At 39.2% G+C, this 21,315-nt stretch carries 17 protein-coding genes, 3 tRNA genes and 3 rRNA genes; 13 read left to right on the plus strand and 10 right to left on the minus strand.

Annotation, left to right across the window (positions count from 1 at the left end; translation table 11 throughout):
• Positions 1-75: 75 nt before the first annotated feature.
• The 3 genes from QUE35_RS11740 to QUE35_RS11750 are packed head-to-tail and all read left to right on the plus strand — an operon-like array spanning position 76 to position 1,526.
• The gene (locus QUE35_RS11740) at positions 76-684 is read left to right on the plus strand and encodes a DUF6249 domain-containing protein (RefSeq protein ID WP_022600725.1); all 609 of its coding nucleotides are present in this window, start codon (positions 76-78) and stop codon (positions 682-684) included.
• The gene (locus tag QUE35_RS11745; protein WP_009319645.1) at positions 671-1,219 is read left to right on the plus strand and encodes an RNA polymerase sigma factor; all 549 of its coding nucleotides are present in this window, start codon (positions 671-673) and stop codon (positions 1,217-1,219) included. The genes QUE35_RS11740 and QUE35_RS11745 overlap by 14 nt, the downstream gene beginning before the upstream one ends.
• Positions 1,209-1,526, plus strand: coding sequence for a DUF5056 domain-containing protein (locus QUE35_RS11750; protein WP_009319644.1), 318 nt, complete (start codon positions 1,209-1,211; stop codon positions 1,524-1,526). Before QUE35_RS11745 ends, QUE35_RS11750 begins: the two co-directional genes overlap by 11 nt.
• Positions 1,527-1,576: 50 nt before the next feature.
• Here QUE35_RS11750 and QUE35_RS11755 read toward each other — a convergent pair whose 3' ends face one another.
• From QUE35_RS11755 to rsfS, 4 genes are all read right to left on the minus strand, one after another.
• Positions 1,577-2,422 carry a phosphatidate cytidylyltransferase gene (locus QUE35_RS11755; RefSeq protein WP_009319643.1) on the minus strand — a complete coding sequence of 282 codons (846 nt, stop codon included), beginning with the start codon at positions 2,420-2,422 and terminating at the stop codon, positions 1,577-1,579.
• A 71-nt stretch (positions 2,423-2,493) separates the two neighbouring features.
• Positions 2,494-2,958 carry a MaoC family dehydratase gene (locus QUE35_RS11760; protein ID WP_009319642.1) on the minus strand — a complete coding sequence of 155 codons (465 nt, stop codon included), beginning with the start codon at positions 2,956-2,958 and terminating at the stop codon, positions 2,494-2,496.
• Positions 2,959-3,061: 103 nt separating this feature from the next.
• Positions 3,062-5,119 (minus strand): ATP-dependent zinc metalloprotease FtsH, encoded by a 2,058-nt coding sequence (ftsH, locus tag QUE35_RS11765; RefSeq protein WP_022389926.1) that lies wholly within the window; start codon positions 5,117-5,119, stop codon positions 3,062-3,064.
• Positions 5,120-5,165: 46 nt separating this feature from the next.
• Entirely contained in the window at positions 5,166-5,525 is a 360-nt protein-coding gene (rsfS, locus tag QUE35_RS11770) for a ribosome silencing factor (RefSeq protein ID WP_009319640.1), read from the minus strand.
• A gap of 223 nt (positions 5,526-5,748) precedes the next feature.
• Between rsfS and QUE35_RS11775 the strand changes: the two genes are divergently transcribed.
• The 6 genes from QUE35_RS11775 to rrf all read left to right on the plus strand — a co-directional run bounded on the left by QUE35_RS11775 (position 5,749) and on the right by rrf (position 11,452).
• Positions 5,749-6,096, plus strand: a complete 348-nt coding sequence (locus QUE35_RS11775) for a DUF3127 domain-containing protein (protein ID WP_009319639.1) — start codon at positions 5,749-5,751, stop codon at positions 6,094-6,096.
• Between the two features lie 349 nt (positions 6,097-6,445).
• Positions 6,446-7,974 (plus strand): 16S ribosomal RNA (locus tag QUE35_RS11780).
• 116 nt (positions 7,975-8,090) lie between these two features.
• Positions 8,091-8,164, plus strand: a tRNA-Ile gene (locus QUE35_RS11785).
• Between the two features lie 16 nt (positions 8,165-8,180).
• Positions 8,181-8,254 (plus strand) — tRNA-Ala (locus QUE35_RS11790).
• Between the two features lie 123 nt (positions 8,255-8,377).
• Positions 8,378-11,253 (plus strand): 23S ribosomal RNA (locus QUE35_RS11795).
• Positions 11,254-11,341: 88 nt separating this feature from the next.
• A 5S ribosomal RNA gene (gene rrf / locus QUE35_RS11800) occupies positions 11,342-11,452 on the plus strand.
• Together the 16S, 23S and 5S rRNA genes with 2 tRNA genes alongside form the textbook arrangement of a ribosomal RNA operon.
• A 430-nt stretch (positions 11,453-11,882) precedes the next feature.
• On the opposite strand, the gene QUE35_RS11805 is transcribed toward rrf, so the two are convergent.
• Complete coding sequence (locus tag QUE35_RS11805; protein ID WP_009317905.1) at positions 11,883-12,371, minus strand: hypothetical protein; 489 nt, start codon at positions 12,369-12,371, stop codon at positions 11,883-11,885.
• Between the two features lie 94 nt (positions 12,372-12,465).
• A complete protein-coding gene (fabD, locus tag QUE35_RS11810) occupies positions 12,466-13,347 on the minus strand; it encodes an ACP S-malonyltransferase (RefSeq protein WP_009317903.1) in 882 nt (293 codons plus the stop codon).
• 135 nt (positions 13,348-13,482) lie between these two features.
• On the opposite strand from fabD, the gene QUE35_RS11815 reads away from it, so the two are divergent.
• The 3 genes from QUE35_RS11815 (at position 13,483) to QUE35_RS11825 (ending at position 15,728) form a co-directional block, all read left to right on the plus strand.
• Positions 13,483-13,686 (plus strand): Sec-independent protein translocase subunit TatA/TatB, encoded by a 204-nt coding sequence (locus QUE35_RS11815; protein WP_009317901.1) that lies wholly within the window; start codon positions 13,483-13,485, stop codon positions 13,684-13,686.
• Positions 13,687-13,802: 116 nt separating this feature from the next.
• Positions 13,803-14,660 (plus strand): twin-arginine translocase subunit TatC, encoded by an 858-nt coding sequence (gene tatC / locus QUE35_RS11820; protein WP_022389679.1) that lies wholly within the window; start codon positions 13,803-13,805, stop codon positions 14,658-14,660.
• A 114-nt stretch (positions 14,661-14,774) separates the two neighbouring features.
• On the plus strand, positions 14,775-15,728 hold the full coding sequence (locus tag QUE35_RS11825; RefSeq protein WP_009317897.1) for a PCMD domain-containing protein: 954 nt from the start codon (positions 14,775-14,777) through the stop codon (positions 15,726-15,728).
• A gap of 28 nt (positions 15,729-15,756) precedes the next feature.
• Here the strand turns inward: QUE35_RS11825 and QUE35_RS11830 are convergent, their stop codons facing one another.
• From QUE35_RS11830 to QUE35_RS11840, 3 genes are all read right to left on the minus strand, one after another.
• Positions 15,757-17,079, minus strand: a complete 1,323-nt coding sequence (locus QUE35_RS11830) for a DEAD/DEAH box helicase (RefSeq protein WP_022600557.1) — start codon at positions 17,077-17,079, stop codon at positions 15,757-15,759.
• Positions 17,080-17,479: 400 nt separating this feature from the next.
• Positions 17,480-18,139 (minus strand): lipocalin-like domain-containing protein, encoded by a 660-nt coding sequence (locus QUE35_RS11835; RefSeq protein ID WP_022600558.1) that lies wholly within the window; start codon positions 18,137-18,139, stop codon positions 17,480-17,482.
• 129 nt (positions 18,140-18,268) lie between these two features.
• Positions 18,269-18,342 (minus strand) — tRNA-Met (locus QUE35_RS11840).
• Positions 18,343-18,889: 547 nt separating this feature from the next.
• On the opposite strand from QUE35_RS11840, the gene QUE35_RS11845 reads away from it, so the two are divergent.
• Positions 18,890-19,567 carry a porin family protein gene (locus QUE35_RS11845; protein ID WP_009317883.1) on the plus strand — a complete coding sequence of 226 codons (678 nt, stop codon included), beginning with the start codon at positions 18,890-18,892 and terminating at the stop codon, positions 19,565-19,567.
• A 458-nt stretch (positions 19,568-20,025) separates the two neighbouring features.
• On the opposite strand, the gene QUE35_RS11850 is transcribed toward QUE35_RS11845, so the two are convergent.
• Positions 20,026-21,312 (minus strand): glycoside hydrolase family 99-like domain-containing protein, encoded by a 1,287-nt coding sequence (locus tag QUE35_RS11850; RefSeq protein WP_022600559.1) that lies wholly within the window; start codon positions 21,310-21,312, stop codon positions 20,026-20,028.
• Between the last annotated feature and the right edge of the window lie 3 nt (positions 21,313-21,315).

Consider the following 21,315-nt stretch of genomic DNA (forward strand, 5'->3'; position numbering starts at 1 on the left):
CAACCATACGCATCTCTTGTTACGTCTAATCAATAAGTTTTCCGGAGAATTTTTATAGATTTATAAACTTAAAAAATGAAGATGATGAAAAAGGCTATTTTGTTATTTGTGGTGGTTTTTATTTCGATTTTATCGAATGGAATATGTGTCGCAGAAAATAATCCTGCTGTCCCCGATTCGATAAACAGTCAGGAAAAAACTGAATTGGCATTATTGAAGATGAAACAAAATCATGAGCTTATGATGCGGGCGGTAAGTGATGATAAGGAAGATGTGCTTCTTCCGATAGTTGCAATTGTTTTTGTATTCGGAGTTCCGGCCATCGTTTTATTTTTGATCTTATTTTTTGCATTGAGATATAAATTAAAATTGCAAAAAGAGCGATATGCCGTTGTCGAAAAAGCAATAGAATGCGGAAGAGAATTGCCTGACAGTTTTTTTGAAGAATCTTCCTCAAAAAAGCCGTTATATAGTAAGAAACGCTTGAGTACAGCACTTACGCTAATAGCTTTAGGTATCGGTATCCTGTTTTTCGGACTTGTTGCAGAGAATAAATATGTTTGGGCTTTTTCTGTAATACCAATATTGATAGGTTTGGGGCAATTATTGGTTTATAGAATAGAAGAAAAATCCCGGATTGAAGAGCTGTCTAAAGAAGAGCAGAATATAAATGAGCAAGAATGAAGATATTTTATTGATTGCGAAGTGTCTTTTGAACGATGACAGAAGGGCATATACTCGTTTGGTTGATAAATATCATCCTCAGATAAAGCGCTTTTTTTTAAATCAAACTTTAGGAGATGCTATGTTGAGTGATGATTTGGCGCAAGAGACATTTATTAAGGCATATACCAGTTTGCGCTCATTTAAAGGTCTGTCATCGTTCTCTACATGGATTTTTAGAATAGCCTATAATGTTTTTTATGATTTTATGCGGAGTCGGAAATGTTCGGAAGAGTATAGTCCGGATGTTTCGGTTCAGGATTATGAACTTCCTTCTGAAACACTGACTCGTAATATAGATATATACAGAGCGATGCAGATTCTTAAACCGGAAGAAAGAGCTATAATACAACTGTTTTATTTGGAAGATCTGTCTTTGAATAAAGTTTCGGAAATTATGAATATGCCTTCGGGAACAGTCAAATCTCATCTCTCTCGGGCTCGTCAGAGATTGAATGTATATTTAGATAAAGAGGATTATAAATATGGAGAATGATGATAAGTTGAAAGCATTCTTTAAGGAGCATGCACAACCTTTACGCAGAGAGGTGTGGTTTTCTCGTAGAGTGATGAATCGATTACCCGGAGAAACCAGACGGAAAATACGAATTATTGAGATGACGGTGTGGTTTATTTCTGCAATATTCGGACTGTCACTTTGTTTTATGTTCGGAAAATCGATCACCGCAATCAGTGACTATAAAGAGCTTTTTTCTGTGATGAACTTGTTTACGTTTTTGGCCTTTATTTCTGTCCTGTTAATTTTGGCGAATCAGCTTATTAAGCTATTTCGCATACGATAAACAAAAAAACGCAGGAAATTTATCCTGCGTTTTTTTGTTTATCTTTTTAATTAATAGAATTGATGACATAAAAAGAGATAGATTACTGCTGCCGGTGCTGCCAATAATACACTGTCAAACCGATCGAGCATTCCTCCGTGTCCCGGTAAGATAGAGCCGGAATCTTTAATTTGTAAAGTCCTTTTTAAAAGAGATTCACATAAATCTCCTAATGTTGCGAATATCGAAACGGTTATGGCTAATCCATACCATTCAAGTTGACTTAGAACGTTGAATTGTGTCGATAAGATGTATGCTAATACTAAATTGAATGCAATGCCGCCCCAAAAACCTTCCCATGATTTTTTAGGTGAAATGCGTTCGAATAATCGTTTTTTTCCGATTGCCGATCCGACAAGAAAAGCTCCTGTATCATTGATCCATATAAAAGCAAAAAATGATAAAAGCAGCCATGGATTATAAAATAAAAAAGTTGAGGAAGGTTCAAAAGCCAGAAAGCTCAATAATCCTATAGGAAGAGCAATGTAAACTTGTCCCATAAAAGAATGAGACCATCGAGTTATCGGGTCTTTATCTTTCATATATAGTTGAATGATAAAACAACAAAGAAAGTAGATCAAATAGGGAATAAAAACAATTCCTTTAGAAAAAGCAGGCAATATATCGCTTGCATATAAATAAAGTGATAGGGTTAAATAGTTTCCTCCCAATATATTGACAAATAAAGTGATCTTTGGTGAATTGCTTCCCTCTATTAACCTGTAAAACTCGGTAAGTGTCAATGTTGTGATAACAAGCAACAATGCCAATAGTGTATATTTGCTGTATAATATAGCACCGATAATAATACCGATAAACAATATACCTGTAATAGCTCTGATAATTAGATTTTTCAAAACAAATAAGTTTTAATAAATAAATTCGTAATTAAGGTTTTAGGTAATATAAAGTACTTTTCAATATAAGATTACATAAAATGATATAGAAAAATTACTGTTGCATCTAATGCCGTTTTTTTACAATCTTTAATTTCCAAAGACACTTTTATTTCAGCTTTTGCTATCCCTCTCAAATTGACTAAAGACAGTAGTTTTGCTCTTAATCGCACCTCGTTTCCGACTAATACAGCTTGATTGAAACGTAGTTTCTCAATACCGTAATTTACAAGCATCTTTACATTGTTTACCTCTATAATTTGATTCCAAAGGTAAGGCAGTATCGATAAGTTTAAATATCCATGTGAAATAGTTGATTTATAAGGACTTTCCGCTTTAGCTTTTTCTACATCTACATGTATCCACTGATGATCGAAAGTCGCATCTGCAAATTTGTTGATTTGTTCTTGGGTGATTTGCATATAATCCGATACTCCCAATTCTTTACCTACATATTGTTCGAATTCTTCGAAATTGTTGATTACTAATTTGTTCATAGTATGTTTTGTTTATTTTGTCTATTTTGTCGTTCTATGTGTTTATATAAAGAAATAGAGTTGCTGTAATAAATACAGCAACTCTTATAATAGTTACTACTGATTATGCTTTTTCAGGAATTTCAGCATTGTTTTTTGTTTCATTTATAGGCGGCATTTGCTCTTTCTTCGTCAAAAGCTCATCGTCCGTCTGTTCACTATTTGGTTTGTCAGGCTCTGATTGAGATTTCTTAGCTTCGTTTTCATTTAAAATTTCATCCGAACGAGAAGTCCATTGTCGCTTTCCGAAAATTCTTTCTACATCTTCTGTGTAGATAACTTCACGTTCAAGTAAAACCTGTGTAAGTTGCTGGTGTCCTTCTGCTTTCTCTGACAATATAGATTTAGCGCGTTCATATTGTTCATTCACAATACGACTTACTTCCTTGTCTATCATACGGGCGGTTTCTTCACTGTAAGGTTTGGTAAAGCCATACTCTTGTCCGGTAGAATCATAATAAGAAAGATTCGGTAATTCTGCACTCATTCCAAAATATGCGACAATAGCATAGGCTTGTTTGGTCACCCGTTCCAAATCATTTGCAGCACCGGTAGAAATACGTCCGATAAAGAGCTCTTCCGCGGCTCGTCCGCCTAATGTTGCACACATCTCATCCAGCATCTGTTCTTTTGTCGTGATCTGACGTTCTTCCGGTAGATACCATGCTGCACCTAAAGCTTTACCTCGAGGTACGATTGTTACTTTGACCAGCGGGTTGGCATATTGTAAAAACCAGCTTAGAGATGCGTGTCCGGCCTCGTGGATTGCAATAGACCTTTTTTCTTCTGCCGTTGTTATTTTTGTCCGTTTTTCAAGCCCTCCGACAATACGATCTACAGCGTCCATAAAATCTTGTTTCTGAACGGAGTTTTTCCCTTTACGTGCGGCGATGAGAGCTGCTTCGTTGCAGACATTGGCAATATCTGCACCGGAAAATCCGGGAGTTTGTCGAGCTAATAAATCGACATCAACCGAATCATCTATTTTCACATTCCGTAAATGAACCCGGAAGATTTCTTTCCTATCGTTTAGGTCGGGTAATTCCACATATATTTGGCGGTCAAATCTTCCGGCACGCAACAATGCTTTATCCAGAATATCAGCACGGTTTGTTGCAGCCAAGATAATAACTCCGCTATTAGAACCGAAACCGTCCATTTCTGTCAATAACTGGTTCAATGTATTTTCTCTCTCGTCATTCGAACCCATATTCGGATTTTTCCCTCGAGCACGCCCGACAGCATCAATTTCGTCAATGAAAACAATACAAGGAGCTTTCTCCTTGGCTTGACGGAACAAATCTCTTACACGAGAAGCACCGACTCCGACGAACATTTCGACGAAATCTGATCCTGAGAGAGAAAAGAACGGCACATTAGCTTCTCCCGCTACCGCTTTGGCAAGTAAAGTTTTTCCTGTTCCCGGAGGTCCTACGAGTAAAGCCCCTTTAGGAATTTTACCTCCAAGATCAGTATAACGTCCCGGATTCTTTAAAAATTCAACAATTTCTTCGACCTCTTGCTTAGCTTCAGACAATCCTGCCACATCTTTAAAAGATACCTGCACCGGACCTTCTTTGTCGAAAAGTTGTGCTTTCGCTTTCCCAACATTGAATACTCCTCCGCTTCCTCCGCTTTGACCGGACATTCTTCGCATCATGAAAAACCAAAATGCAAATAATAAGATAATCGGCAAAAATGAGAAAAACATATCCGAAAAATCACTGCTTTTGTCATACTTGACAGCAGCATTGAAACCATTTTCTTTTCGCCATGTCTCTACATTTTTGTCAAAAGCATCTGCCGATGGAATATTCGTATATATTTTAGGATTTTTACCTATCTTATCGGCTGTAGTCTTAAAAACATTTTGTGCTGTACTATCTTTGATATAGGCTTCTAAATAGTCTTTATTCGTGTAAACGACAATTTGCTTTATTCCGTTATCACGGGCAATTTTTTCAAACTCAGACCAAGTTACTTCTTTTGAGTTCGAACCGTCATTCATATAATAAAGGCCTATCAATACAAAAGCAATTAATGAATACATCCAATATAAATTGAATCGGATCATTTTAGGCTTTTTATTGTTAGGACCTTGAGGTTTTGATTTATTCTCCATACAGTAATAATAAGTAATGAATATTGTTTTATAAAAACAACAATAACTATTCCACATCAGGCAGTGCTGTCAATTTGGCATCACTCCATAATTGTTCTAATTTATAATATTCCCGATATTCAGGAAGAAAAACGTGAACATAAATATTTCCGTAATCCAAAACGATCCATTGTGAATTTTGATATCCATCATATCCGAACGGTTTAATTCCTGTTTCTTGTTGAGTATATTCACGAATGTTGTCTGCAATAGCAGAAACCTGCATTGTTGATCCACCTTCGCAAATGATAAAATATTCTGCCGAAGCTGAATCTATGGCAGAAAGATCTGCTGTTATGATTTTCTTTCCTTTTTTTTCTTGAATTCCTTCTACTATTTTTTGTAATAAAATTTTTTGGTCTTCCATTTAATCTTTAATATTGCTAACTAATTTAATAAGGTGCAAATATAAATCGAATTCCCTAACTTCCTGCTTTATACTTGTGATTTATATTTATTTTTTGTAAAAAAGGGGGGCAAATTATCATTTTTACTATATAAGGTTTTGATTTATTCTTATATTTCTTCGTTTATATTAACGGCTAAATGATTATCTTTGTTGCCTTATGATATAAATTTAGTACAATAATATGGAGATAAGAGGACACATCGTTCAGATTTTGCCTTTGCAAAGCGGAGTAAGTCAGGCAAGTGGTAGAGAATGGAAAAAACAGGAATATATACTGGAGACTGGAGACCAATATCCTCGAAAAGTTTGTTTTCAGCTTTTTGGAGATCGGGTAGATCAGTTTCCGATGGCGGTCGGTGAAGAAGTTGTAGTTAGTTGTGATATTGAAAGTCGGGAGTATAACGGACGATGGTACACAAATGTCAGTGCTTGGAAAATCGATAAAGTTGCCGTATCCGCACCGATGGAAGGTGCGATTCCTCCTCCTCCGTTTGAGCCAGAACCGACAGAAGATGATCTACCGTTTTAAAAGAAGGTGTTTATTTAAAAAAAAAGTTTTTGTATATAATTGAGTTATTTACAGGCAGTTATAGAAATATTTATTGTAGGTATATAAAAAAAGGCCAAAAAAAATTTGGAGGTAAGAGTTAAAGTTCTTACTTTTGCACACGCTTTTCGGGAGAGAGGGGCAGTAATAGAAAAAAGAGGGATTTTTTTTGGAGAATAAGAATGAAACCCTTAGATTTGCAGTCCGTTTCTGAATGAGAAAAGCAAGCGATCCTTGAAGAAATTACAATAGACAAAAAAAGTAGTACGAGACGAGTAAAAGTCTCCGTCACGAGCCAGCAGGTTGTGAAAAAGAAGTAAAAAGAAATCATACAACGAAGAGTTTGATCCTGGCTCAGGATGAACGCTAGCGACAGGCCTAACACATGCAAGTCGAGGGGCAACATGGTATCAGCTTGCTGATACCGATGGCGACCGGCGCACGGGTGAGTAACGCGTATGTAATCTACCTGTAACAGAGGGATAACCCGGAGAAATCCGGACTAATACCTCATAGCACATATTATTCGCATGAATTTTATGTTAAAGAGACTCGGTTACAGATGAACATGCGTTCCATTAGCTAGTTGGCGGGGTCACGGCCCACCAAGGCAACGATGGATAGGGGTTCTGAGAGGAAGGTCCCCCACACTGGTACTGAGACACGGACCAGACTCCTACGGGAGGCAGCAGTGAGGAATATTGGTCAATGGGCGGAAGCCTGAACCAGCCAAGTCGCGTGGAGGAAGACGGCCCTACGGGTTGTAAACTCCTTTTACCTGGGAATAACGGGCGCTACGTGTAGCGCTGTGCATGTACCGGGAGAATAAGCATCGGCTAATTCCGTGCCAGCAGCCGCGGTAATACGGAAGATGCGAGCGTTATCCGGATTTATTGGGTTTAAAGGGTGCGTAGGCGGAAGAATAAGTCAGCGGTGAAATGCTTCAGCTCAACTGGAGAATTGCCGATGAAACTGTTTTTCTAGAGTATAAAAGAGGTATGCGGAATGCGTGGTGTAGCGGTGAAATGCATAGATATCACGCAGAACCCCGATTGCGAAGGCAGCATACTGGGCTATAACTGACGCTGAAGCACGAAAGCGTGGGTATCGAACAGGATTAGATACCCTGGTAGTCCACGCCGTAAACGATGAATACTAACTGTTTGCGATATAATGTAAGCGGTACAGCGAAAGCGTTAAGTATTCCACCTGGGGAGTACGCCGGCAACGGTGAAACTCAAAGGAATTGACGGGGGCCCGCACAAGCGGAGGAACATGTGGTTTAATTCGATGATACGCGAGGAACCTTACCCGGGCTCAAACGACAGGGGAATAATCCCGAAAAGGATTAGCCAGCAATGGTCGCTGTCGAGGTGCTGCATGGTTGTCGTCAGCTCGTGCCGTGAGGTGTCGGCTTAAGTGCCATAACGAGCGCAACCCTTACCGGTAGTTACTAACAGGTCAAGCTGAGGACTCTACCGGGACTGCCAGCGCAAGCTGTGAGGAAGGTGGGGATGACGTCAAATCAGCACGGCCCTTACGTCCGGGGCGACACACGTGTTACAATGGCAGGTACAAAGAGTCGCGACGTAGCAATACGTAGCCAATCCCAAAAACCTGTCTCAGTTCGGATCGGAGTCTGCAACTCGACTCCGTGAAGCTGGATTCGCTAGTAATCGCGCATCAGCCATGGCGCGGTGAATACGTTCCCGGGCCTTGTACACACCGCCCGTCAAGCCATGGGAGCCGGGAGTACCTGAAGTATGCAACCGCAAGGAGCGTCCTAGGGTAATACTGGTGACTGGGGCTAAGTCGTAACAAGGTAGCCGTACCGGAAGGTGCGGCTGGAACACCTCCTTTCTGGAGCGACCTGCAAAAAAGGGCTAAAAGAGGAGATTATGTTCTCGTACTACGAAGGTCTATTGAAAGAGATACAATAAATAAGAGACAGCCACCGTTCCGGCAGGCGATTTGCCAGTCCTATAGCTCAGTAGGTTAGAGCGCTACACTGATAATGTAGAGGTCGGCAGTTCAAATCTGCCTGGGACTACCTGACAGAAGGTTAGGGGGGATTAGCTCAGCTGGCTAGAGCACCTGCTTTGCAAGCAGGGGGTCAACGGTTCGAATCCGTTATTCTCCACGAAGAAGAGATCATTGACATGTTGAAACGAAAGTAAATCGAATAAAAAAAACGAACGAGTATAACGCCGGTATATACGATACCGCACGTGAGATCGTCAGAAAAGATTTCACGAGCACGGCGAAGAAAGTAAAGAAGGGCGTATGGCGGATGCCTAGGCTCTCGGAGGCGAAGAAGGACGTGATAAGCTGCGAAAAGCTGCGGCGAGGAGCAAATATCCTGTGACCCGCAGATTTCCGAATGGGGCAACCCGGCAGGATAACCTGTCATCCCGAATAACGGGAAGCAAACGTGGGGAACTGAAACATCTCATTACCCACAGGAAAAGAAAATAACAATGATTCCGTCAGTAGTGGCGAGCGAAAGCGGAAGAGCCCAAACCGACTCTGTTTCGGCAGAGTCGGGGTAGAAGGACTGCATAAGACAAAGAAGCAGGTAGCCGAACGGTCTGGAAAGGCCGGTCAAAGACGGTGATAACCCGGTAGGCGAAACCAGCGACAGCGACAGCAGTATCCTGAGTAGTGCGGGACACGAGAAATCCTGTATGAATCAGCGGGGACCATCCCGTAAGGCTAAATACTCCCGAGAGACCGATAGCGAACCAGTACTGTGAAGGAAAGGTGAAAAGAACCTCGAACAGAGGAGTGAAAAAGACCCTGAAACCATACGCCTACAAGCGGTCGGAGCCCCTACGTGGGGTGACGGCGTGCCTTTTGCATAATGAACCTACGAGTTACTTTTGCCAGCCAGGTTAATCGATTCAGTCGAGGAGCCGAAGCGAAAGCGAGTCTTAATAGGGCGGTATAAGTTGGCAGGAGTAGACGCGAAACCAAGTGATCTACCCATGAGCAGGTTGAAGGTTAGGTAACACTAACTGGAGGACCGCACCGGTAAACGTTGAAAAGTTTTCGGATGACTTGTGGGTAGGGGTGAAAGGCTAATCAAACTTGGAGATAGCTCGTACTCCCCGAAATGCATTTAGGTGCAGCCTTCTGAATATATTTAAGAGGTAGAGCGACTGATAAGATGCGAGGGCTTCACCGCCTATCAAGTCTTGATAAACTCCGAATGCTTAAATATGAATCAGAGGAGTGAGGGCATGGGTGCTAAGGTCCATGTCCGAGAGGGAAATAACCCAGACCACCGGCTAAGGTCCCGAAATAACGGCTAAGTTGAATTAACGAAGTAGAATTGCAAAGACAGCTAGGATGTTGGCTTGGAAGCAGCCATTCATTTAAAGAGTGCGTAACAGCTCACTAGTCGAGGAGTTCTGCGTGGATAATAATCGGGCATAAGCCGTTTACCGAAGCTGTGGAATTGGCAACAATTGGTAGGGGAGCATTCCATGAGCCGCAGAAGGTTTTCCTTGAGGAATGCTGGAGGTAATGGAAAAGCAAATGTAGGTATAAGTAACGATAAAGAGGGCGAGAACCCCTCTCGCCGAAAGACCAAGGGTTCCTGATCAACGCTAATCGGATCAGGGTAAGTCGGGCCCTAAGGCGCAGCCGAACGGCGCAGCCGATGGCAGAAACGGTTAATATTCCGTTACTATGATACGGAGTGACGAGGAGACGGAGAAGTGACACTCTCGCCTGCTGACGGAATAGCAGGTTGAACGGAGTAGATAATGACATGGTAGGCAAATCCGCCGTGGCAGTCGAACCGGATAGTACTGGGCGCCCCCGGGCAACCAGATAGTAGAGGTAATCAGGCTCCCGAGAAAATCCCCTAAACATATGCGTATCATACCCGTACCCGAAACGGACACACGTGGTTGAGTAGAAAATACTAAGGCGCTCGAGCGACTCACGGTTAAGGAACTAGGCAAATTGACCCTGTAACTTCGGGACAAAGGGTCCCTCCCTGGTGGGAGGGCGCAGAGAATAGGTCCAGGCAACTGTTTAACAAAAACACAGGGCTGTGCGAAATTGAAAGATGAAGTATACAGCCTGACACCTGCCCGGTGCTGGAAGGTTAAGAGGAGATGTCATCGCAAGAGAAGCGTTGAATTGAAGCCCCAGTAAACGGCGGCCGTAACTATAACGGTCCTAAGGTAGCGAAATTCCTTGTCGGGTAAGTTCCGACCTGCACGAATGGTGTAATGATCTGGACACTGTCTCAACCGTGAACTCGGTGAAATTGTAGTATCGGTGAAGATGCCGATTACCCGCAACGGGACGGAAAGACCCCGTGAACCTTTACTGCAACTTAACATTGAATTTGGGTAACTGATGTGTAGGATAGTCCGGAGACAAAGAAGTGGATACGCCAGTATTCATGGAGTCACCCTTGAAATACGGACCTTTGGTTATTTGAGTTCTAACCCGTAGGATATGGGGACACTGTTTGGTGGGTAGTTTGACTGGGGTGGTCGCCTCCAAAAGCGTAACGGAGGCTTCTAAAGGTACCCTCAGGCCGATTGGTAACCGGCCGGAGAGTGTAATGGCATAAGGGTGCTTGACTGAGAGACCGACAAGTCGATCAGGTAGGAAACTAGAGCATAGTGATCCGGTGGTTCCGCATGGAAGGGCCATCGCTCAAAGGATAAAAGGTACTCCGGGGATAACAGGCTGATCGCTCCCAAGAGCTCATATCGACGGAGCGGTTTGGCACCTCGATGTCGGCTCGTCACATCCTGGGGCTGGAGAAGGTCCCAAGGGTTGGGCTGTTCGCCCATTAAAGTGGCACGCGAGCTGGGTTCAGAACGTCGTGAGACAGTTCGGTCCCTATCTGTTGTGGGCGCAGGAAATTTGAGGAGACCTGACACTAGTACGAGAGGACCGTGTTGGACAGACCGCTGGTTTATCAGTTGTTCCGCCAGGGGCATAGCTGAGTATCTAAGTCTGGAAAGGATAAGTGCTGAAAGCATCTAAGTACGAAGCCAACTTCAAGATGAGATTTCCCTGAAGGGTCGTTGCAGACGACGACGTAGATAGGTTGCAGATGTAAAGGCGGTAACGTCAAAGTCGAGCAATACTAATCACCCGAGACTTTCCGCTGCGAGAGCGGTATATTATGTACGATGGCGTTATACGGGATGCAGTTTAGTGAAAAGATTTACGGACGAATCGACATGTCAAAGGAAATTCAGGTGGTTATAGCGTCAGGGATCCACCTCTACCCATACCGAACAGAGAAGTTAAGCCTGACCACGCCGATGGTACTGCGTAAAAGTGGGAGAGTAGGTAGCCGCCGATTTTAGATAGGAAGGGGGAGACGAGAAAAGATCGTCTCCCCTTTTTTTATCCCCCCCTCCCGATGCTTCTTGCCCGGACCGAGGATACGAAGATAAAATGAATATAAGTTTGATGTTGATGAATGATATGCACTCCGGAGAGCAGGCCCTTCGGCAGTGAGAAATGACGGTATGCTTTCCCTATTGTCCTGTAAAATAAAAAAGAGCCGTTTGTAAAGCAAACGGCTGTTCAGGCTAAATAAACAAAAACGATTAATTATTATTATTGTCTCTCTATTAATGAGTTTATTAAAGAGTAAATGATAGAATTTGACAGATTATCTTTTTGTTTATTATTTTTATGATTGTGTAAATAAATTTTGTGGTGTAAAAAAAGTAGCATGAAAAGCATTTTTTTGTCTTTTTATGCTACTCTTTGGGACTTGTTACTTTTTAGAATTTATAAGCAATTCCCCATGCTAAATTATCACATATTCCGATCCTGAATGAGGTATTGTTATTGTCGTCAAATTGACCAACGCCGATGTAACCGATTCCTAAGCTCATGGCTATATGCTCTGTCAGTTCATATACTAAATTCGGTTTTATACAAATCGCCCAGTTTGATTCAGTAAATTCAACATCGAAACCTCCTCGGGGAGCAAAATATAATTTTTGAGTTATCGGTAGATAATAGTTTACTCCTGCAGAAATTCCGAAACGTGTTTTATGATTATTCCCAAATAAACTTATACCGGTATTGATAGCCCAATGCTCATTTAGAAAGAATTCTGCCTCTGGAGATATGGCAAATTGATGAAATCCGTCGGTTACTTTGTAGGATATTTCACCTCCCAGTTCTATATCGCCTTTTTTGTATTGAGCGTTTGCAGAATAAATACCTGTAATTAAAGCTATTATTAAAAGTATTGTTTTTTTCATTTTGAGAAAGTTTTTATGATATTGAAATATAAAATAAACCTCTTTTTTATCACTTGGATAATAAAAGAGGTTTTATGATGTAATGACGTAATTTTTATTGTATGCCTTGAGTCGTTACTTCTTTATTTATTTTCTTTACCAAACCTTGTAATACGCTACCAGGTCCGACTTCGGTAAAATCTGTTGCTCCGTCGGCAATCATATTAATTACTGTTTGCGTCCAGCGTACAGGTGCTGTTAATTGTGCAATCAGGTTTTCTTTTATTGTTTCAGGATTGGTTTCTGCTTTTGCATTTACATTTTGATAAACCGGACATTTGGGTGCAAAGAATTGTGTTTTATGGATAGCTTCAGCTAATTCTGCACGAGCAGGCTCCATAATCGGAGAGTGGAAAGCTCCTCCGACTTTCAATTTTAAAGCACGTTTTGCTCCGGCAGCAAGCATTTTCTCGCATGCAGCGTCGATACCGGCCTCATCACCTGAGATAACGATTTGCCCAGGACAATTGTAATTAGCTGGAACAACGACTCCTTCTGTTACGGAGGCACATATTTCTTCTACTTTTTCGTCAGGCAAAGCTAATACTGCAGCCATGGTAGAAGGCGTTTTTTCACATGCTTTTTGCATAGCCTGAGCACGAGCGGAAACAAGACGTACACCGTCTTCGAAAGATAAAGCTCCGGCAGATACTAACGCTGAAAATTCTCCAAGAGAATGTCCTGCCACCATATCGGGACAGAATTTGTTACCCATCGTTTTTGCAAGAATTACCGAGTGTAAAAAAATTGCCGGCTGTGTAACTTTGGTTTGACGAAGATCTTCGTCAGTTCCGTTAAACATCAAGTCGGTAATTCTGAATCCTAAAATTTCATTAGCTTTTTCAAACAAGGCTTTAGCTTCGGAGTTAGTTTCATACAACTCTTTACCCATTCCTACGAATTGGGCGCCTTGTCCAGGAAATACAAATGCTTTCATTTCTATTTTTTATTTTCTGATGGTTATTAATCTAAAAAACAGATGCAAAGGTAATCATTTTTTAATCCTATTCTGTTATATAATAAATATATTTCATACATTTGTCTTTAGCTGAAATTAAAAAATGATATAAATATGAATACGCTTTTGTTTTTAAATTTGGGTGCAGGAGAGATTGTTCTTATTGCTTTAGTCGTTTTATTATTATTTGGTGGTAAGAAAATACCGGAATTGATGAAAGGTTTGGGGAAAGGTGTCCGTAATTTTAAAGACGGTTTGAAAGATGTTGAAGATCAGATTAATTCAGATGCGGCAGACTCTAATTCTGATAAAAAATAGTTTATGTGAAGATTTTTCTTTTTCTGAGAGCAGGCATAGAGTTAATATTTTACTCGCTTTTTTGTATCCGTTTTATTTTTGCTTATCTGATTTATAATTTGCTTTTTTAGTTATTTATGGAAGAAATGAGCTTTTGGGATCATTTAGAGGCATTGCGCGGCGTTATATTTCGATCGCTCGGAGCAGTCGTTGTATTGGCCGTTGTTTTTTTTGTTTTTATGACCGATATTTTTGATTCTATTATTTTGGCTCCTTGTTTTTCTGATTTTGTTTTGTATCGCTCTATATGTAATCTGAGTACATATCTTTCTTCTATAAGCGAATATCTGTCGGTATTACCTGATTTTTGCGGAGATGATTTTCATGTAAATCTAATCAATATACAGTTGGCTTCGCAGTTTTTTATCCATATGAGTACTTCATTTTGGCTTGCGATTGTATTTGCCTTTCCGTATATTATATATCAGTTGTGGAGTTTTGTCAGTCCGGGGCTGTATGAACGAGAAAAAAAGAATGCGAGGTTTGCTTTTATTATAGGCAATTTGATGTTCTTTATCGGTGTTGCAGTCGGATATTTGCTTGTTTTTCCGCTGACATTACGTTTCTTAGCAGGTTATCAGGTTAGTGAGATAGTCCCCAATCAAATTTCTCTCGACTCTTATATGAATAATTTTCTGATGATGATTTTTATTATGGGGATTGTTTTTGAATTGCCGTTATTGTGTTGGATGCTTTCAGGAATAGGATTACTGACGCGATCTTTTTTTTCTAAATATCGTCGTTATGCAGTTGTAGGTCTATTGGTGCTTGCTGCTGTTATTACCCCTTCGGGAGATCCGTTTACATTAATGGTCGTATTTCTTCCTATTTATATGTTGTATGAGGTCAGCGCTTTCTTTGTAAAAAAGGATGTTTCTAAAATGGATGGAACAGCGATTTCAGATGAAATCGAATCGAACGATTGGTCTAAATAACGGTAAATGTGTTCTATTCTTATTAAGATAAATCTAAAATATATGAATGTTGAATTCGTTATTTTAATTCTTGATATATTTGCGTTTTTAAATGATATGGATTAAAAGTGAATTATGAAAAAAGTATTTTTATTGATCGGAATATATTTCATTTTTGCCGGGTGGATTTGTAACGCTCAGAAGGTTGAGATGATTCCTTTTGGAGATATGGATCATTGGACAACGAGAGTACTTAAAGAGTCTGCATTATTAGGTGGACATACTCGTTATATTTATGAAATAGCTCCGACAATGACGATTGAAGGGAATAAGCCTTATCGGCGTCATGCACAATCTCCTTGGGCTACATCGAGTGTCATGGCTAGTCCTGCCGGAATTGTCAAAACCAGTACGAGCGTGTTTCCCGAAAAGCGAGGAAACGGGTATTGTGCTCGTCTTGAAATACGGAAAGAAACTTGTAAAGTAATCGGATTGGTGAATATTGTGGTCGTGGCTCCCGGCTCTATTTTCTTAGGAGGAATGGATGAACCTATAAAAAATACGAGTAATCCTCAGAGTAAACTTGATCAGGGGATTCCTTTTACAAAGAAACCTAAAGCTTTACAATTTGACTATAAATTACATATGGAGCCTCAGATGGTAAAAGCTACGGGATTTGGTAAGGCGGTGAATGTCCCGGGACGAGATAAGGCTGAAGTTTGCCTTTATCTATTGCATCAGTGGGAAGATGAAGATGGAAATATTTATGCTCGTCGTGTAGGTACGGCTTATCGAAAATTATCAGGGAATACACAGGATTGGGTAAATAATTACCAGATCCCGGTATGGTATGGAGATATTACTAAGAGAAGCGACTATCAGAGTTATATGGGATTGGTACCTTCGGATGATCCCCGTTATACTCGGAATAGTAAAGGGAAAATTGTTCCTATTCAAGAATTGGGCTGGGGAAAGGCTGATGAAGAAGTCACACATGTCATGCTGCGTTTCTCTGCAAATGATCAAGGGGCATATATCGGTTCGGTAGGAAGTAAATTTTGGGTTGATAATGTAGCATTTGTTTATTAAAACGGTAATACGGATAGCCCGGTAAAGTCTATCGGGCTATCTCATATTTTGACTTCATATTTTTTATTTTTTCTTTTCGAATTAGTCTAAGAGTACGGTTTATTTTTTTTCTATTGATGGCGACGTAAGAATAATGATCTTTTATATCGATCATGCCTATATCTTCTTTATATAATTCTCCTTTCTGTATTAAGAAACCGACAATGTCGACTTTATTTAATTTTTCTTTTTTCCCTTTTCCGATATAAAGGGTATTCATGGGTGGTAATTCCAATCGGTTTATATTAACGGATAGATTAAATCTTTCTGGTTGTTTTTTCTGAATATATTCTGGGATATTCTCAGCGGAGTTTATTAGTAAGTAAGCATTTCCTTCGGCAAACATACGGGCAGTTCTACCATTTCGGTGTATAAACGTTTCTTCGTTAATCGGTAGATGATAATGTATAACGTGCTTTATTTCCGGAATATCCAGTCCTCGCGAAGCCAGATCTGTCGATATGAATATGTTTGAACTGCCGTTTTTGAATCGACATAGGGCTTTTTCTCTTCGGGTTTGTTCCATTCCGCCGTGAAAAACTTCGTTAAAGATATGTTGCTCTGATAAAAAACTACCGATCCTTTCGGTACTTTCCCTGTGATTGCAGAATATAAGTACCGGACCGGGAGACAAGTTTCGAAGTAACGTTTCGAGACTTTTTAATTTATCCGGTTCGGGAGATATGACCGAATACAGGCTTAATCTTTTATCAGACTCTTTTTTCTCGAAATATATCTTTTCAGGAGTTTTTAATCCTGTAAACTCAGGGATTTCCCCTTCTGTTGCGGATGTGAGGATGCGTTTACAAATACCGGAGATGTGTTTGATAATTGCTTCCATCTGTTCTTGAAATCCTAATTCAAGACATTTATCGAATTCGTCTAAGACAAGTACTTTTACTGAACTCACGTTTATTCTGCCGTGATCGATATGATCTAAGATTCTTCCCGGAGTACCTATAAGTATAGCCGGATTTTGTTGTAGTGATTTTATTTCAGATTTTATCGGTTGTCCACCATAACAGCAATTTATTTTATATCCGGATGAAATGGAATGGCTTATCGAATTTATTTGCATTGCTAATTCCCGTGAGGGGACAAGGATTAACGCTTGTATTTCTTTACATAGCGGATCTAATCCTTGTAAAACGGGTAGAAGAAAAGCTATTGTTTTGCCTGATCCGGTAGGTGAAATAAGAATAATATCTTTTTCTTTTTCACTATATCTTAGAGTTGCCAATTGCATTTCGTTGAGTGTCGTTATTCCCAACTTGTTGTTCAAGCGCTCGAATAATATATTTTTTGAAGTCATGCTGTAAAGATAGATAAATTATACCGGTTCGGATTGAAAAAATGTTGTGATTGAATTAAAAAAAACTGTTTAAATTTCCCGATAAAGGATTTGTATATATGGACTTATAAATGCTCTTGTTCGTGAAAGGTAGTATTTCTTTCCCAATTTATTTCTGTATCGGATTGAAAGTAATATCTGTATGTCGAAAATTCTGAGATTTCGATTTTTATGGAAAATTTCCTAACAATGATTTATGTTCTACAGACTATGGAGAACATGGACGTTTGGACTAGAATAGTTATCAAATGAGATTGGGAGAAGATATTCGGTTTATTTGTTATTATTGTTTTTAGTAAAGTTAATAAAAAAAGAGATCGTTTTTTTCCTTTCCGTGTTTGTAATATCGGTATTGATCCAATTAATAATTGGTGATTTTTTTTATTTTAGTTACGGAATAAACCCCTTCGTAGTCAGCGGCAAAACCTTCATCAGTTTTACCCATATCTATTACGTCTAATTCTACATATACCGGAGTCCCGTTTTTAGTGCCTTTTGTTATTTCGTCGTATTTTTGTATGAGTTCTTTTGTTTGGTCAATAATCCAATAAGAGCAAGAATCTCCTTCTGCCGTAAAGGAGCGTACTTCATGCCCAATAATTAATTGCCCTTTTACGGGAAACGTTTTTTTAGCTGGGGTGATTATTGAAGCCGGAATGATTTTTTCAGTATCTGCTTCTTCTGTTTTGGCATATCTTAAAATAAGTTTTCCTTTTTTGAGAATCAGACTATCTTGGGTTAGTTTTTCGATAGTTAAAGTATCGGTAAAAGATAATGTCTGATGGTTACCGATGCTCTTTCCAGAAAGAATTAATAGGTTATTCTTATGTTCCCATTTCTCATATAGTAATGATTTCATATTGATAGAAGATGCATTCCCGTTTGCTCTAAGAGTAAAAACCTGTTTTATGTCAGGCATTCCGGGAACAAGTTCTACCCAAGATCCTTCGATATTGGTATTATTACACGCTGTTAAAATAATTGTACTTAAAACAACCATGAAATTTAAAAGATGTTTCATCGTTTTTTAGCTTTAGTAGAATTTTATCTTTTGTAAAGATAAGTACAATATTTTATATTGTCAATGAATAGATAGAGAGATATCAGACGAAAATAAAAAAAGCAATGAAAATTTTTTCATTGCTTTTCGTAGCGAGACCGGGGCATGATCCCGGGACCTCATGATTATGAATCATGCGCTCTAACCAACTGAGCTATCTCGCCATCTTTTTTTGATTGCGGTGCAAAGATAAGATGTTTTTTTTGAATTCGCAATAGTTTTTCTTTATTTTCAAGTTCCTATTTTTTGTATTTTATACAAGTGTTTGATAATAAGTATAATAATAAAAGTTGAAAAAAAGCGGATAGGGAAGTCTTTAGTAGTAAGTAGTTGTATGTCTATAAAAAGAGGAAAATCGGGAGCTTATATGGAAAGGATTTGTGCTTGCCATTGAGATTCCTGACATGGTTATTCTTGTTAAATAAATAGAAAAGCTGTTTTCTGTTGAAATCGGATTGTTCTTTTAAATTGTTTTATTGATATTGCAGGGAGCTTATTTGATGGGAGAGTCTGTTTTGAAAATTCCTTTTGAAGGTGTTTGTCTATTTTTATAAGGAGGATAGTGGGTTATCTGGCGAATGAAAATGGAAAAACACCTTGAACGAAAACTTAGAAAATGTTTGATAAGATTGCTTTATTGGAAAATTTCAACAGGTTCTTAATTAAAATTATATCTTTGTAAACATAATAATCGATAAAAAAGATTGAGCAATGAAGAATCTTATTAAAATGTTTTTTGTGATAGTATGTTTTTGTATGGTATCACAAGCTCAAGCCCAATTGAATTGGGGATTGAAAATTGGAGCGAATCTCTCAGATGCAAGCTTTAAGGGGTTAAAAGACGTGAAAGTCGATAATCTTTCAGGTTTCTTTGTCGGGCCGATGATTGAATTTAAATTTCCTGTTTTTGGTTTAGGAGTAGATGGCTCTTTGCTTTATTCTCAAACTAAAATGAAATTTATCAATGAAACAACAAACATCGGAGTTACCAATAAACAACATGAGTTGGATATTCCGGTAAATTTGAAATGGTCGCATAGTCTGCTTAAACTTATCGGGATTTATCTTGCTGCAGGTCCGGATTTTTCATTTAATCTGAAAAGCGATAATATTGGTTCTGATTTGGCCGATATTGCAGTGAGTACGGTTCAAGGAGATAAAGCCAGTATTAAGAGAAAAGCTGCAAATGTCGGTTTGAATTTCGGAGCAGGTATTATTCTTGTGAAACATTTACAAGTAGGGTTTAATTATAATCTTCCTTTGACAAGTTCTGCTCGTGAAGACATAAAAGACGGAAATGTGGCGAATGCGATAGGGACTCTTTTTGATGGAGACACTTTTGACACGAAAAATAAGAAATGGCAGATTTCCGTTGCATATTTATTCTGAGAATTGCGATTTTGTGTGAATTAAATAATTAAAAAAGTGTGCTACCAAAAGTTTATATTCGGCTTTGGTAGCACGCTTTTTTATATACAGAATTTTATCTCTCTTTGTGAGCTGTCGGTTATGGCCAGGATTTGAGAGAATATTTTATTTTTATAGAAGATATCTTGCGATATAGAAATCTATCTGCATTTTCCGATGCAGAGAATATTATCAGGTCATTTTTGCGTTTTTTTCAATCTATTTTCCCGATTTCATCTGTCAGGTAGCCCGCTATCCTTTTCGTAAAGGCAGAAAAACGTTCTCGAAAGAAACTTTCGAATATGCTTCGAGCGACCGACTCTAAAAGAAAAAGATTTTAATTAATAAAAAAACAGGAAAGTAATTTCATTTTACCTTCCTGTTTTTTTCATTTTAAGAAATACAATAAACTATTCGAAATGATGATATTTAATTTAGGATCAGAGTTTAAATTGTTCTCTTAATATATCGAGATAGGTCATTCCATAACCATTTCCGTATTCCGGATCGGTAGGTTCTATTGCTGAATAGTACGCCCAATCATTGAAAGATTCGAGGAATACGATCCGAGTACCGCCCAAATGTCTTTTTGCAACGTTACACATCGTTCGGAAGGTGTCGGGATTTTTATCTACTATCGGTTGGTTATATTGGTTACCCATATTTATGTAAGCATTACGGGACGGGCTGATCGTCGGTATAAAATCGATCTGGAAATGTGACGCAGCAAACTCTTGGTTATATTTCCAATTCTGATCGATCATTTGAGGATACATGTAAGCACGGTTAAAGTTTCCCTGATCATACATGCTCTTTGTGGTAATCGCATCGACTTTGCCGGTACAATGGAAAACCTCGAAGCGTCCGGTAGGCGCCCAAGCATCTTGCTGTGCTACTATAAATATTTCTTTTCCACAAGCTTCACGAACTGCTGTACGCAATTTATCATAAAGAGCTTTCGAATCTTTCGTATAAATTTTGTGCGGATTAAAGATGACTACCAGAGGTCTCCCGTTTATATGATAGTAGTTGTCATCTCCAAAATAATTTACGGCTATTTGTTCAAAAGCTTTACACATAATGTCTGTCCGTGACATTTTTTCTCCCGTACTGATTGTTTCATCCGGCATATCTTCGATCAGTTTGCTATTACTCAATCCATTGGTAATATTATTGGGGTTGATGGAAATTGCATATCTCAATCTTCCGTTTTCACGCTGTAATTGTACCGGATTTCCGGTGATTGTCTCTCCTGTATCGTCATCGGTATATTCTGCGCCTTTTTTACCTCCGAGAACATCGGTCATTGTCACATTTCCGCTATTCAGAAATGTTTTAAGGTCGATTTGTATAGCCGGCAATATAAAGAAGTCGATTCTACCTTGTATCGCCCAATCTACTTGTTGTTGGTATAGTTCTACCGATTCGGGATTTTTGACATCGAAATTCATTTGTTCTGTCAATATCGGTCTCACGTTTGCACCGAGTTGCCCTTTCGATTGATCCCAAGGTTGGGCTAAACGGGCTAATTTACCGTCATCCAAGTTCCCCTTTTGATAATAAAATGCACCTACCGGGCAATCTGCCGTTAGTTCGACATTCGGGATCTCATAGTTCAGGAAATGATCTTCGACCGAAGGTCCTCGGTCTTTGTCACAACCGGACAATCCGGCTATTAACCCTAATCCCATTACCAATTTTAAAGTATGATTTATGTAAGTTCTCATAAC

The organism is Coprobacter fastidiosus (assembly GCF_030296935.1).
GTDB lineage: Bacteria > Bacteroidota > Bacteroidia > Bacteroidales > Coprobacteraceae > Coprobacter > Coprobacter fastidiosus.

Bases quoted from the DNA above. Each gene is read 5' to 3' on its own strand.
- QUE35_RS11740 (WP_022600725.1), top strand. From the start codon at position 76: ATGAAGATGATGAAAAAGGCTATTTTGTTATTTGTGGTGGTTTTTATT.
- QUE35_RS11745 (WP_009319645.1), top strand. From the start codon at position 671: ATGAGCAAGAATGAAGATATTTTATTGATTGCGAAGTGTCTTTTGAAC.
- QUE35_RS11750 (WP_009319644.1), top strand. From the start codon at position 1,209: ATGGAGAATGATGATAAGTTGAAAGCATTCTTTAAGGAGCATGCACAA.
- QUE35_RS11760 (WP_009319642.1), bottom strand. From the start codon at position 2,958: ATGAACAAATTAGTAATCAACAATTTCGAAGAATTCGAACAATATGTA.
- ftsH (WP_022389926.1), bottom strand. From the start codon at position 5,119: ATGGAGAATAAATCAAAACCTCAAGGTCCTAACAATAAAAAGCCTAAA.
- rsfS (WP_009319640.1), bottom strand. From the start codon at position 5,525: ATGGAAGACCAAAAAATTTTATTACAAAAAATAGTAGAAGGAATTCAA.
- QUE35_RS11775 (WP_009319639.1), top strand. From the start codon at position 5,749: ATGGAGATAAGAGGACACATCGTTCAGATTTTGCCTTTGCAAAGCGGA.
- QUE35_RS11805 (WP_009317905.1), bottom strand. From the start codon at position 12,371: ATGAAAAAAACAATACTTTTAATAATAGCTTTAATTACAGGTATTTAT.
- fabD (WP_009317903.1), bottom strand. From the start codon at position 13,347: ATGAAAGCATTTGTATTTCCTGGACAAGGCGCCCAATTCGTAGGAATG.
- QUE35_RS11815 (WP_009317901.1), top strand. From the start codon at position 13,483: ATGAATACGCTTTTGTTTTTAAATTTGGGTGCAGGAGAGATTGTTCTT.
- tatC (WP_022389679.1), top strand. From the start codon at position 13,803: ATGGAAGAAATGAGCTTTTGGGATCATTTAGAGGCATTGCGCGGCGTT.
- QUE35_RS11825 (WP_009317897.1), top strand. From the start codon at position 14,775: ATGAAAAAAGTATTTTTATTGATCGGAATATATTTCATTTTTGCCGGG.
- QUE35_RS11830 (WP_022600557.1), bottom strand. From the start codon at position 17,079: ATGACTTCAAAAAATATATTATTCGAGCGCTTGAACAACAAGTTGGGA.
- QUE35_RS11835 (WP_022600558.1), bottom strand. From the start codon at position 18,139: ATGAAACATCTTTTAAATTTCATGGTTGTTTTAAGTACAATTATTTTA.
- QUE35_RS11845 (WP_009317883.1), top strand. From the start codon at position 18,890: ATGAAGAATCTTATTAAAATGTTTTTTGTGATAGTATGTTTTTGTATG.
- QUE35_RS11850 (WP_022600559.1), bottom strand. From the start codon at position 21,312: ATGAGAACTTACATAAATCATACTTTAAAATTGGTAATGGGATTAGGG.